Genomic DNA, 12,385 nt, shown 5'->3' on the forward strand with positions numbered 1-12,385 from the left:
AAAGAAAACATCCAACATATAACGACCGCAGGCCTAAGCAGCAGCAACCCGGCATTGACCCTCGACCACTACGCCCGAAAACCCCGTGCCCCCCGACCGAGTGCGAACGAAAACCCCGCCCGTCCCCTTACTGCGGCCCCGGGCCACGAATTCCAAAACCCGCCGTCTTGAGCGGCGTCATGTGGAACTTCGTGAAGAGCTTGTCATAGGTACCGTCTGCCTTGAGTTCGGTCAACGCCTGCGCGGCTGCCTCGGCTAAGACCTTGTCGCGAAAGGCAAACGTGATGTCGGTGCCGTCCAGCCCATGCAACCAGATCTTCACAATGCCGCGATCGGCCAGCGAGGTCGCCGTCTCGTCGATATTGATACCCGCTTCCAGTTGATGCGCGCGCAACGCCGCCGACGTATCTGTCACCGTCGTGAAGGTACGGAAGTCCATGCTCGGCATGCCCTGCGCCTTCAACTGCTCATTGAACTCGCGAGCCTTGCGCTCCTGGTAAGTCGCAATCTCGACGCCGACCACATGACCGGCCAGGTCGGAGAATTTGGTCGGCTTGAGCGGACTGTCTGGCAACGTGTACACGCTCAGCGCCTGCTGTGCGTACGGCACCATGTACAACATCTTCGAACGTTCCTCGGTCCAGAAAAGGCCCGTGTTGATGGCGTCGAACTGGCCGGTGCGCAAGCCGGGAATCATCGGCGGCATGTCCATGCGCACGAAGACGGGTTCAAGACACAGCTTGCGCGCAATCGCGCGGCCGAGTTCGACGTTCAACCCCTGAAGCTCCCCCTTGTCGTCCACGTATTGCTGTGGCGGCAGGGTCGGATTGATCGACATCTGGAACTTGCCAGCCGCGACAAGATGCGAGGCGGACAGCGCCGGAGTGCACGTCTGGGCGAATACGGGCTGGGTCAGCAAGGCGCTCAATACCGCGCCGCACAACATGAACTGCTTGATCATGAGACGAGTCCTTTGAAGTCGAAAGTAAGGGGAAACGCTGCACACTTCAGTCACTGGCCGCCGGACTGCGGGTGAGCACGAGCGCCGCGTGCTGCGCCTGGATCACGATCTCGCCGCGCTGGTTCACAAGCCGTACGTCCTCGGTCAGCACGCCACGACCGGCACGCGAACTCAGTCGCTTGCCGGTCACGCGAAACACGACATGCACGACATCGCCTGCGAGCAGCGGCAAGAGGAACCTGACCTGATCCCAGCCCAGCGAAGCGATAGATGTGTTCTCGTAGAGCTTCAGCGAGGTCTTGAGCCCTTCCATAAGCGCAAGTCCGTAGAGGCCATGCGCAATGAGTCCGGGAAAACCGCGGCTTTGCGCATAGGCCGCGTCGGTGTGAAGCGGATGGAAATCTTCCGTGAGCTCGCAGAAGACCCTGATGTCGGCCGGCGTGATGGGGCGCGCCGCGCTCTCCATGTCCTGATCGAGTACGACGTCTTCGTAGTAGAGGCCGGTCATGTTCATGACGTAGCTCCATTGCGCGACACTAGCGTATCGCGCAGGTTCATCGGGCCTTCGCGGAAGATGCGCGGGTCCATCAATGCGAGCGAATCGCTCACGCGCACGGCGAAGCCAACCCGGTCGAGCACGTCTTCCTTGAGACGCACGCCGGGCGCGATTTCGGTGAGCACGAGGCCGTCGCGTTCGAGATGAAAGACTGCCCGGTCCGTGACGAACGACACTTCCTGTCCGCGCTCACGGGCGAGGTCGGCCGAAAAACTCACCTGTTCCACCTGTGGCATGAACTTGTCGAAGGCGCCGTCGCGGCGAATCCGGAGTTCGCCGTCACGCACGTCGATGTCGAGCGCGCCGCCTGTCAGCGAGCCGCTGAACACAAGGCGTTTCGAATTCTGCGTGATGTCGATGAAACCACCCGAGCCGTCGTAGCGCTCGCCAAAACGTGTCACGTTGACATTGCCCCGTGCATCGACCTGAGCGAACGAGAGGAACGCACAGGTGAGGCCGCCGCCGTCGTAGAAGTCGAACTGGTACGCCTGGTCGAGTATCGCGCGCGGATTCACCGCCGTGCCGAATTCACGGGTATGGCCCGGCACGCCGCCGATCACACCAGACTCCACAGTCAGCGTCATCAGGTCCTCGATACCCTCCTCCGCCGCAACGTTGGGGATCATCGCGGAGACGCCGACACCGAGGTTGACGACATCGCCAAGCCGCAGCTCGAACGCCGCCCGCCGCGCGATAACGCGCCGCACTGTCAGCGGATCAGGCACGATGCGCGATTTCGGCAGCCGCGTCTCGCCGCTGCGAGCCGGATCGTATTGCGTGGTATAGGTCTGCATCTGATCCGGCTCGACCACCAGGTAGTCGATCAGGAAGCCGGGAATCTTGATCATGTGCGGATTCACGCTGCCGCGCTGCACGATGCGCTTCACCTGGCAAATCACCATGCCGTCTGCGTTGTGCACCGCCTGCGCGATCGAGAGGTCTTCCCGCGCAGTCGCCTCGTGCTCCATGCTGACGTAACCGTCCTCGTCGGCTGAAGTGCCGCGGATGATCGCTACATTCGGCTCGCCGGGCGCATGATAGAAAAGGCACTCGCGCCCGGCAAGGTGCAACAGCTCCACCATCGGCTCGGTCGTGCGCTCGTTCATGCGACCGCCGTCCTGGCGAGGATCGACATAGGTTCGCAAGCCCACGTGCGTAACGAGACCGGGCTGACGCCCCGCCATCGCGCGGCATAGTTGCGTCATGACGCCCTGCGGGAAGTTGTATGCCTCGATCCTGTTCCCTCGAATCAGCTTCATGAACGGAACCTGCATGCCGTAGTTGCCGCCGATCACGCGGCGCACCATCTCCGGATAGGCGAGCCGGCAAAGGCCTTTTTCATGTACGGCGCCTACCCCTGTCACGTGAAAGAGTGTCAGGTCATGCGGGCCGGCACCGGCAAGAAAGCGTTTCTCAATTGCTTCCAGCACGGCTTCGGGCACACCCGATCCACCGTTGCCTCCGACCATCAGCATGTCGCGATCGCGAATCAGCGCCGCCGCCTCACTTGCCGTGATGCACTTGATCATGGCCGCCTCCTCAGGACAGTTCTTTCTCGATCTGGCGCGCGATGATCAGCCGCTGGATCTGATTCGTACCCTCGAAGATCTGCGCAAGACGCACGTCGCGAAACAGGCGCTCGATGCGGTATTCGCGCGAATAGCCGTTGCCGCCGTGGATCTGCAGCGCATTCGAGACATGGCGCATCGCCATGTCCGTGGTGAACAGCTTGGCGTGCGCTGCTTCCTTCGCGATGGAGCGGCCTGCGTCATGCACGCGCGCGGCGTGATGGATCAACAGGCGTGACGCCGCGATATCTGTCGACATGTCGGCGAGCATGAACTGGATCGCCTGGAACGAGCTGATCGGCGCGCCGAACTGGCGGCGGGTGGCGGCGTAGGCGGCGGCATCCTCGAAGGCTGCCTGCGCGATCCCAAGCGCCATCGACGACATCAGGAGGCGGCTGAAATTGAAATTGGCCATGGCCATCTTGAACGCCTGGTGCTCCACGCCGACCAGCGCATCGTGTCCGAGCTTCACGTTATCGAAAGCGATCTGGCAGTCTTCCAGGCCGTGCATGCCCAGTAGTTCCTCGGACTTCCCCCGCGTGACGCCGTCGAGCGTTGCATCGACAATAAAACAGCTGATCGCATGGCGATCGCCCCGGCCGTCGGGCGACGGCGTGCGCGCGAACACGAAAATCCAGTCGGCGACGCCGCCAAGCGTTACCCACGCCTTGGTGCCGTTGAGCACGTAACCGTCTTCGGTACGGCGTGCAGACGTGGTGAGGCTCGCGACGTCCGAGCCGTGCTCCGGCTCCGACACGGCGGTGGCCGCAATCGCGCTGCCGTCGAGCAGGGCCGGGATGCGACGGCGTTGCGCAACGCTGCCGTGCTGATGGAGAAAGAGCGCGGCTTCCACCGGAATGGCAAAGGCATTGCCAATGCTTCCAGAGCACCGCGCAAGCTCTTCCATGACGATACAGACAGCAACCGTGTCGAGTCCGGCGCCGCCGCCTGCTTCGTCGAGGCTGATACCGAAGAGGCCGAGTTCGGCCATGCGCTGATACAGCGTGCGATCGAACCGGTCCTCGCGATCGATTGCCGCAGCGCGTTTGAGTACTTCGCGTTCGGCGAACCGGCGGGCGGTATCGCGCAGCGAAATCTGTTCTTCCGTGAAAAAATTATGCATGGGTCTCGTCGGTCCGGATGCGCGCCGGATTGTTCTGGCGGGCTTCCGGGACAGTATCGACGAGCTAATATTGGTGTCTATCCGGATCGGGGTGGTTAGTATTCGCGGGACTTATAGGGTGCGGCCGGGTGTGAATTCATGCACACGAAGAAGCCCGGAGAACCCTCATCGGTTAACCGGTTATCGCCTTGATGACGTCGTCCTGCAGTCCGCGAATGTGATTGATCATCGCGTTACGCGCCTCGACCACGTCGCGCGATTTAAGGGCCGCGAGAATCGCGAGATGCTCGACATGATTTTCCTGCTGCCGGTGCAAATGGCTCGTCACGCGAAACAGGCGCGCGTTAAGCCGCATCATGACGATCATCTGCACGAGCACCGCGTTGCCCGAAGCCTCCGCGATGGTCCGGTGCAGCAGGTCGTCGAATTCGCGATGTTCGACCTCCGTATGTACGCCCACTTCGAGCGCATGAACCTGCACCTCGAGCGCCTCGATCGAGGCGACTGACAAACGCTGGATACCGAGGTCGACGGCCTGCGCTTCGAGTGTCTCGCGCACCCGCATGCTTTCGAAAAACTCGCGCGCCGACACGGTTCTGACGGAGAAACTGCGGGCGTCGGCGCGCACCAGCAAGCCCTCGCCGGTCAACCGGATCAGCGCCTCGCGAACCGGCGTGCGCGACATGTCGAGTTGGTCGGCAACCCGATGTTCATTGAGCAGCGCGCCCGCCTCGAGCTCACGATCGAGGATCATTTCGCGCAGGCGCCGGTAAGCGCGTTCGCCGAGACTTACAACGCGCGTATCCGGCGATCCTTCGTCAGCAGGAGCCAGAGCGGAGCCCAGGGCAGGCGCCTCGTACTGGCTCGCCGCGGCAGAGGTTTGCTGCTTCGGTTTTCCAACCGTTTTCTTCGCGCGAGTTTCGGTGACGTTCTTCGATACCTTGGTCATGGTCAGGCAGGGGTTCCATGTTCACTCGGACCGTATCAGAAGGTGGCCGGCCCGATTTTGAACTGCGATGTTACAACGCCGGGCCGATCGCACCGCAGGAATCGGCCGTGCCCCGCGCGGCCGCGAAACTCTCCCTCGGACCAGACCGTTACGCCCCGGCTCATGGTTATCGAAGGCCAGGCGCGAACTTCGCGGCCCTCGTAGGGCGTGTAATCGGCGGCGTGATGCAGGTCGACGTTACGGATCGTGCGGGCGACGCCGGTGTCCCAGATCACGAGGTCGGCATCGCTGCCGATCGCGATTGTTCCCTTGCGCGGATAGAGGCCATAGAGCTTGGCCGCGTTCGTCGAAGTGAGTTGCACGAAGCGATTGATGTCGATCCGGCCGCCCAGCACGCCCTCGGAGAACAGCAGCGGCATGCGCGTCTCGATGCCGGGAATACCGTTGGGCACCTGGTGAAAACTGCTACCGGGGCCGTGCAGCATCTTGCCGTCCGGGCCGTCGTAATTAAACGGCGCGTGATCCGACGACACGATCGTGAACATCCCGTTCTGCAGCCCGGTCCACACGGCCTGCTGGTTGGCCTTGTCGCGCGGCGGCGGACTGCAGATGCACTTCGCGCCCGCGAAACCGTCGAGCGCCAGGTCCTCTTCGCTCAAGAACAGATACTGCGGACACGTCTCGGCGAAGACCGGCAGTCCTCGCCCGCGTGCCCAGTGAATCTGCTCGATTGCCTCCCGGCCGGACACGTGCACGATCAGGATCGGCACTTCAGCGAGTTCGGACAATGCGATTGCCCGATGTGTCGCCTCGCGCTCGACGAGCATCGGCCGCGACGCGCCATGGTATTTCGGCGCACTCAGGCCCGCGGCAAGCAGACGCTCGGTCAGCCAGCCGATGCAATCGCTGTTCTCCGCGTGAATCATCGTCATGGCGCCATGGATTCGGGCGCACGCCAGCACGTCGATGATCTGGCGATCGTCGAGTTTCATGTCGTCGTAGGTCATGTAGACCTTGATCGATGTGTAGCCCTCGGCGATCAGCTTCGGCAACTCTTCGCTCACCACTGCGTGCGAGGGATCGGACACGATTAGGTGAAACGCGTAATCGATGGCGGCCTTGTCTGCCGCACGCGTGTGATAGTCCTCGACCGCCGCTCGCACACTGCGGCCCTTGAACTGCAGCGCGAACGGGATCACGGTCGTGGTGCCGCCGCAGGCTGCCGAACGGGTGCCGGTTTCGAAATCGTCCGCCATCTTCGAGCCGTCGGATGTCGGCTGGTCGAGATGGACATGTCCATCCACGCCACCGGGCGTCACGAATCGTCCACGCGCGTCGATGGTCTCGCGGCCCTCGGCGAGATCGTTGCCGAGCGCAACGACTACGCCGTCGCGAATACCAATGTCCGCAGTGAAGAGATCGGCTGCGGTCGCGATGCACGCATGGCGCACGACGGTATCGAAGGGCTGCTCGCGATTACTTGAATTCATGGGTGTCTCGCTGGTTCACAGGTTCAATGCGGCTGCGTGGCGGGCGAACCGGCGCGCCGCCGCGCAGCCCGGTGGTTGAGCCACCGCGCCCGCCAGCCGGCGGGCGCCGCGCCGTGCGCTACGTATCCACGTCCGTAGTACGTTTCGATCCTGCGCTGGAAGAAGTCCCAAACGGTTGTGATCAACAGGTAATAAAGCGCGGCGACAACAAACAGTTCGAGCACCATGAAGCGCTCCTGAATCAGTTCCTGAGTGCGTCGCAACAGCTCTTCCATTGAGATCACGGACGTGATCGAGGTAGTCTTGAGCAAGCTGTTCACGCTGTTGCCAAGCGATGGAACAATCAGACGCATGGCCTGCGGGAACACGATCTGGCGCATCGTCTGGTATGCATTGAGGCCGAGCGCCTTCGCCGCGTTGGTCTGCCCACGCGGCACCGAGGATATGCCACCGCGGATGATCTCCGACAGATAGGCCGCCTCGTTCAGGATCAGTCCAACGAGCGCTGCCTCCACCACCGGCAAGCGCACGCCTACCTGCGGCAGTCCGGTGTAGATAATAATCAGTTGCACGAGCAGCGGCGTGCCCCGGAAGACCCAGACGTAAAACGCAGCCGGCGCCGACAGCCACTTGGCCCCGGACAGGCGCGCCAAGGTCAGCAGCGTACCCAGGAAAAGGCCACCCGCGATTGCCGCAAGCGTCAGCCAGATCGTCTGGAAGGCGCCGCCGATCAAGTACGGGCTGACCAGATAAGAGGCGAACCCGTCCCAGTTCCATCCTTGATTCATCACACACTCCTGATTGCCTTTTCACGGCCCGGGCACGTCACCGGCACGCGCCCGGAACCCGCCCTTACTTCGGCTGCGCGATGGCGATCGTCCCGTCGAACGGCTTCATGCCGTACTTCGCGAAGAGCTTCTGATAGCTGCCGTCGGCTTGCATTTCGTCAAGCACCTTAGCAATTGCGCCGGCCAGTTCCGGGCTCTTCGCGGCCAGCGCGACCGGCGTGGGATGCAGGCCCGACACGACGCGTGCAAAGCCGCCGCGCTTCTGGTATTCGCCGGCCACGGCATCGATGGAAACAACTGCATCGAGTTGTCCCGAGGCAAGCGCCTGATAGGCGATCGAGAACGTATCGAAGGTCCGCAGCGTGAACGGCTTGAGACCGCGCGCCTCCATGTCCTTGATCATCGCGCGTGCCTGCGCCTCCTCGAAGCCGCCCAGTTCGACGCCTACCGTGTGGCCCGCGAGATCGTCGGTCTTCGTGACCTTCAGCGGGTTGGCTATTGGCGTCGAGAGGCTGATCGCCTGATTTTCGTAGGGGATCATCTGCATGATCTTCGTGCGTGCGTCGGTCACGAAGATGCCGGTATTGATCACATCCCAGCGGCCGCCCTGCAGCCCCGGCACCATCGCGTCAAAGTCGATCTTCACGTATTCCGGCGTGAGACACAGGCGCTTTGCGATTTCCTCGCCGAGTTCAATGCGCATGCCCTTCAACTGCCCCGAGCCGTCGACGTACTGAAGCGGCGGCAGGGTCGGGTTGGTAGACATGATCAGCGTGCCTTGCTTGATGAGAGCGCCCGCGGGAACCGTTGCGCTGCAGCCAGCGTTGGCTGCGCCGGCAGCGAAGCTCGCGGCCAACGCGACGGCGCCGGGGATCAGGGCACGGCGAAAGATCGAACGAAAGGACATGGAGTACTCCGGTAGGCGATTGAGGTCGGGAAGTCGAGAAGTCGGGAAGTCAGGAAAGCGTGTTAAGCAAATCGAGTGCGGCAAGGTCCCGGAGCAAGGCCTCGCGATCCGCGCCGGGCAATGGCAGACGCGGCGCGCGCGGCTCACCGGTGGGCAGGCCCATCATCGCGAGGCCTGCCTTGCTTGCCGAAACATAACGATGACCGCCGACCCAGCGCACGATCGGCAGGATCTTCTTGTACAACGCGAGCCCTGCGTCGAGATCGCGCTGCACGGCGGTGTACTCATAAAGCTCGGCGGACCATTTCGGAATCAGGTTCGAGCACACCGCGACCCACCCCTGTGCGCCGACGCACATCGACTCGTAGCCCAGAATGCCCGCGAAGACCGTCATCCGATCGCCGCACAGTTCGACGATGTCCCGCACGCGCGTCACTTCGAGCGTCGATTCCTTGATGTAGCTGACGTTGTCGATATGCGAAAGGCGAGCGACGAATTCAGGCTTGAGGTCGACGTTGGCCGTCGCCGGATTGTTGTAGACCATGATCGGCAGATCGATCGACTCTCCGATGCGCCGGTAGTGTTCGAACAGTTCGTCTTCGGTTGGCGTGCTGTAGAACGGAGGAATCACCATCACGCCGTCGGCGCCGAGTTCCTGTGCCTCGCGCGAGCGCGCCACGGCGTCGTCGGTCCACTCCATCCCGGTGCCGAGCAGCACCGGCACACGGCCCGCGGCTGCGGCAATGACCGTCTGCGCCACTTCGATCCGCTCCGCATCCTTCAGCGACAGGAATTCACCCGTACTGCCCAGAGGAATCAGCCCATGAATGCCCTGCTCAATTTGCCAGTCCACAAGCTTCCGCAACGCGCGGGTATCGACGTGCTTGCCATCGTCGGTGAACGGCGTGATCAGGACGGTATAAGTGCCTCGGAATGTTTTCATCGTGCTCGGTTAAAGTCCGGTTTTTTGAACGCTTTGTTTATGCATATCGTTCGTATATCATTTGTATACAAATTTTATACGTCAAGTGTTTTCAAATTTCCGGACACTGTGCAGGGCCTCCAACCCGGCCTGTAATCTGATCAAGGAACGATGTTCATGCGCCTGGAAAGCTCCGCGATCGTCCCCGCCGAGAGGACCGTTTCGTTCGACTACGACGGCGAACGCGTGAGTGCACTCGAAGGCGAAACGATCGCGGCAGCCCTCGCCGCCGCTGGCCGCGATATATACCGCCACACCCGCGCAGGCAACCGGCGCGGTCTCTATTGCGGCATGGGGAGCTGTTTCGAGTGCCTGGTCAGCGTGGACGGCCGGCAGGGCCAGCGTGCGTGCATGACGAAGGTGGCTGACGGGATGTCCGTATTCGCGCAAGACAGCGAACGCGCACGAGCGTGCAGCCTAGCGCCGCTCGCAAGCGAACCGGTGGATGCCGCGCCGCGCGAGATCGCGATCGACCTGCTGGTCGTCGGCGCAGGACCCGCCGGACTGGCCGCCGCATGCGCTGCCCGGGCGCGCGGCGCCTCGGTGATAGTGATCGACGACCGCTCGATGGCCGGCGGCCAGTTCTTCAAGCAGATCGCGCCGAGCCATCGCTATGAACGCCAGCCGGATCGGCAATTCGAGCAAGGCGCGGCATTGATTCGCCGTGTCCGTTCGATGGGCGTCGCGATCGTACCGGACGCATTGGTATGGGGCGTGTTCGGCCCCCGCGAGATCGGCGTGATCGCCGCGGGCGAGGCGTTGCTGTACCGGCCCCGGCAACTGATGCTGACGCCCGGCGCCTATGAATACACGGCGCCCTTTCCCGGCTGGACGCTGCCGGGCGTGATGACGACGGGCGGCGCGCAAACCCTGGCGCGCGCCTACCGTGTCGCGCCCGGCGAGCGGATCGTCATCGCGGGCAACGGGCCGCTGAACCTGCAGCTCGCGGTGGAGTTGCTGGCAGGCGGGGCGAACATCGTGGCCGTGCTCGATAGCGCACCGCGCCCCGGCCTGGCTCAGTGGCGCCCGGTGCTCAGCGCATTGCGCGAGGCACCCGGGCTGATCGCCGATGGGCTCGCGTATCTCGCCAAACTGCGCGCCGCGCGCGTGCCGGTGCTCTGGGATGCGCGCGTGATCGCAGCCGACGGTGACCCGCGCATCGAACGCATCACGTACGTCCGCGAGACCGGCACGGCGACGCTCGACTGCGACACGCTCTGCGTGGGCTATGGTTTCGCGCCGGCCACCGACATAGCTCGTGCGCTCGGTTGTGATCACTCGTTCGTTGATCGCAACGTTGGTTACCTCACGACCGACATCGACGCGGATGGGCGCACGAGCGTCCCAGGCGTCCTCGCGGCGGGCGACGGCACGCGCATTGGCGGCGCGCGGGTGGCGCTCGCGCGCGGCACGCTCGCAGGCCACGCCGCAGCGGACGCGCTTGGGCTGCCCGAGCTATCGGAGCCTTCGATCTCATCGCGCAACAGCGCTCGTCGCGCCCTCACCCGCGCAACCCGCTTCCAGCAAGCGCTGTGGACGCTCTTCGAGGCGCCGCCGATCCGTATCGCAAGCTTGCCGCGAGAAACCGTGGTTTGCCGCTGCGAAGAAGTGACGCAAGGTGAACTGCTCGACCAGATCACGAGCGGCTACGACACACTGGCGTCGATCAAGCGCAACACGCGGCTCGGCATGGGGCGCTGCCAGGGACGCAATTGCGCGGCCACTTGCGCGAAGCTCGTCGAGGAACTGACGGGCCGTAAGCGCGAAGTCATGCATTTCCTTGCGCCCCGTGTGCCGATCAGGCCCGTGCCGCTCGCCGCGCTCGCGTTCGAAAAGCCCGAATGGGGCGGGCATCGCAAGGCTGTCACGCCGAACGTCGCGCGGCCGGTGAACGAGCCTAAGCTGACCGATCAGCAGACTGATGTGCTCGTCATCGGCGGCGGCGTGATGGGCGCGTGCCTGAGCTATTTCCTGAGCCGTGCCGGACGTAAGGTGCTGGTCGTCGATCGCGACGATCTCAACCTTCAGGCATCGGGGGCGAATGCCGGAAGCCTGCACGTCCAGCTCCTGTCGTTCGACTTCGGCAACAAGGCACGTGCAGGCGGCATGCCCGCAGCCAGCACGCTCGTGCTCGGACCCGCCTCCGTGCGGCTGTGGCAGATGCTCGAAGCCGCCAGCGGCGAAGACCTGGAGATTCGCCTCACCGGCGGGCTCATGGTCGCCGACAGCGAAGCCGGCATGCGCTTTCTCGAACGCAAGATCGCACTCGAACGAAGCTTCGGCATCGAAGCCGAACTGCTTGATACGCGGGCGCTGCTCGCACTATCGCCGAATCTGGCGCCCACCCTGCTCGGCGCCGAATTCTGCCCAATGGAAGGGAAAATCAATCCGCTGCGGGCGACCTACGCCGTGATGCGGCTCGCCACTGCCCAGGGTGCACGCTTTCAGCGCGCGACCAACGTCACGGCGATTGCGCGCGAACGGGACGGTTTCATCGTCGATACCGGGCGAGGCAGGATTCGCGCACGCACGGTCGTGAACGCGGCCGGCGCGTGGGCGAAGGAAATCGGCGCAATGCTCGGTGTGCATGTGCCAGTCGCGGGCGCACCGCTGCAGATGATCGCGACCGAACCTGCCCCCAAGCTCGTCAATCACCTGATCGCACACGCCGATCGTCACCTGAGCCTCAAGCAAACCGAGACGGGCGGATTGCTGATTGGCGGCGGCTGGACGGCCGCCTTCGACCCTGCCCGCCGCATCAATCACGCGATGCGCGAAAGTATCGAAGGCAACGTGTGGGTGGCGAGCCACGTGCTGCCGGCGCTCAAAGGCCTGCACATGGTGCGCGCGTGGGCTGGCATGAATATCGACATCGACGGTGCGCCGATTCTCGGCCCGGTCGAGCACGTGCCGGGTTTCTACAACGCGGTGACATCGAACGGCTACACGCTTGCGCCGATCGTGTCGCAACTGGTTGCCGACCTTATCCTCGAGCGCCCGGCTGAATTCGATGTCACGCCGTTTCTCATCGACCGCTTCGCCTTGGCTTGAACACCTGGAA

Annotated in this window: 10 protein-coding genes; 1 reads left to right on the top strand and 9 read right to left on the bottom strand. The window is 63.4% G+C overall.

Going from position 1 to position 12,385, the window contains the following annotated elements; genetic code table 11:
- Positions 1 to 127: 127 nt before the first annotated feature.
- The 9 genes from M0D69_RS36850 to M0D69_RS36890 all read right to left on the bottom strand — a co-directional run bounded on the left by M0D69_RS36850 (position 128) and on the right by M0D69_RS36890 (position 9,285).
- Positions 128 to 961, bottom strand: a complete 834-nt coding sequence (locus M0D69_RS36850) for an ABC transporter substrate-binding protein (RefSeq protein WP_301786751.1) — start codon at positions 959 to 961, stop codon at positions 128 to 130.
- Positions 962 to 1,007: 46 nt separating this feature from the next.
- On the bottom strand, positions 1,008 to 1,475 hold the full coding sequence (locus M0D69_RS36855; RefSeq protein ID WP_301786752.1) for a MaoC family dehydratase: 468 nt from the start codon (positions 1,473 to 1,475) through the stop codon (positions 1,008 to 1,010).
- On the bottom strand, positions 1,472 to 3,046 hold the full coding sequence (locus tag M0D69_RS36860) for an acyl CoA:acetate/3-ketoacid CoA transferase (protein WP_301786753.1): 1,575 nt from the start codon (positions 3,044 to 3,046) through the stop codon (positions 1,472 to 1,474). Before M0D69_RS36860 ends, M0D69_RS36855 begins: the two co-directional genes overlap by 4 nt.
- Before the next feature lie 10 nt (positions 3,047 to 3,056).
- A complete protein-coding gene (locus M0D69_RS36865; RefSeq protein WP_301786754.1) occupies positions 3,057 to 4,208 on the bottom strand; it encodes an acyl-CoA dehydrogenase family protein in 1,152 nt (383 codons plus the stop codon).
- A 172-nt stretch (positions 4,209 to 4,380) separates the two neighbouring features.
- Complete coding sequence (locus M0D69_RS36870) at positions 4,381 to 5,157, bottom strand: GntR family transcriptional regulator (RefSeq protein WP_301786755.1); 777 nt, start codon at positions 5,155 to 5,157, stop codon at positions 4,381 to 4,383.
- Between the two features lie 35 nt (positions 5,158 to 5,192).
- Positions 5,193 to 6,647, bottom strand: coding sequence for a dihydropyrimidinase (hydA, locus tag M0D69_RS36875; protein WP_301786756.1), 1,455 nt, complete (start codon positions 6,645 to 6,647; stop codon positions 5,193 to 5,195).
- A 23-nt stretch (positions 6,648 to 6,670) separates the two neighbouring features.
- A complete protein-coding gene (locus M0D69_RS36880) occupies positions 6,671 to 7,435 on the bottom strand; it encodes an amino acid ABC transporter permease (protein ID WP_301786757.1) in 765 nt (254 codons plus the stop codon).
- Between the two features lie 64 nt (positions 7,436 to 7,499).
- The gene (locus M0D69_RS36885) at positions 7,500 to 8,342 is read right to left on the bottom strand and encodes an ABC transporter substrate-binding protein (protein WP_301786758.1); all 843 of its coding nucleotides are present in this window, start codon (positions 8,340 to 8,342) and stop codon (positions 7,500 to 7,502) included.
- A gap of 49 nt (positions 8,343 to 8,391) precedes the next feature.
- Positions 8,392 to 9,285 (bottom strand): dihydrodipicolinate synthase family protein, encoded by an 894-nt coding sequence (locus M0D69_RS36890; protein WP_301786759.1) that lies wholly within the window; start codon positions 9,283 to 9,285, stop codon positions 8,392 to 8,394.
- Between the two features lie 156 nt (positions 9,286 to 9,441).
- Between M0D69_RS36890 and M0D69_RS36895 the strand changes: the two genes are divergently transcribed.
- On the top strand, positions 9,442 to 12,375 hold the full coding sequence (locus M0D69_RS36895) for an FAD-dependent oxidoreductase (RefSeq protein WP_301786760.1): 2,934 nt from the start codon (positions 9,442 to 9,444) through the stop codon (positions 12,373 to 12,375).
- The last annotated feature ends 10 nt before the right edge of the window (positions 12,376 to 12,385 follow it).

This window comes from Caballeronia sp. SEWSISQ10-4 2 (assembly GCF_030464885.1).
Taxonomy (GTDB): domain Bacteria; phylum Pseudomonadota; class Gammaproteobacteria; order Burkholderiales; family Burkholderiaceae; genus Caballeronia.

Bases quoted from the DNA above. Each gene is read 5' to 3' on its own strand.
- M0D69_RS36850 (WP_301786751.1), bottom strand. From the start codon at position 961: ATGATCAAGCAGTTCATGTTGTGCGGCGCGGTATTGAGCGCCTTGCTG.
- M0D69_RS36855 (WP_301786752.1), bottom strand. From the start codon at position 1,475: ATGAACATGACCGGCCTCTACTACGAAGACGTCGTACTCGATCAGGAC.
- M0D69_RS36860 (WP_301786753.1), bottom strand. From the start codon at position 3,046: ATGATCAAGTGCATCACGGCAAGTGAGGCGGCGGCGCTGATTCGCGAT.
- M0D69_RS36865 (WP_301786754.1), bottom strand. From the start codon at position 4,208: ATGCATAATTTTTTCACGGAAGAACAGATTTCGCTGCGCGATACCGCC.
- M0D69_RS36870 (WP_301786755.1), bottom strand. From the start codon at position 5,157: ATGACCAAGGTATCGAAGAACGTCACCGAAACTCGCGCGAAGAAAACG.
- hydA (WP_301786756.1), bottom strand. From the start codon at position 6,647: ATGAATTCAAGTAATCGCGAGCAGCCCTTCGATACCGTCGTGCGCCAT.
- M0D69_RS36880 (WP_301786757.1), bottom strand. From the start codon at position 7,435: ATGAATCAAGGATGGAACTGGGACGGGTTCGCCTCTTATCTGGTCAGC.
- M0D69_RS36885 (WP_301786758.1), bottom strand. From the start codon at position 8,342: ATGTCCTTTCGTTCGATCTTTCGCCGTGCCCTGATCCCCGGCGCCGTC.
- M0D69_RS36890 (WP_301786759.1), bottom strand. From the start codon at position 9,285: ATGAAAACATTCCGAGGCACTTATACCGTCCTGATCACGCCGTTCACC.
- M0D69_RS36895 (WP_301786760.1), top strand. From the start codon at position 9,442: ATGCGCCTGGAAAGCTCCGCGATCGTCCCCGCCGAGAGGACCGTTTCG.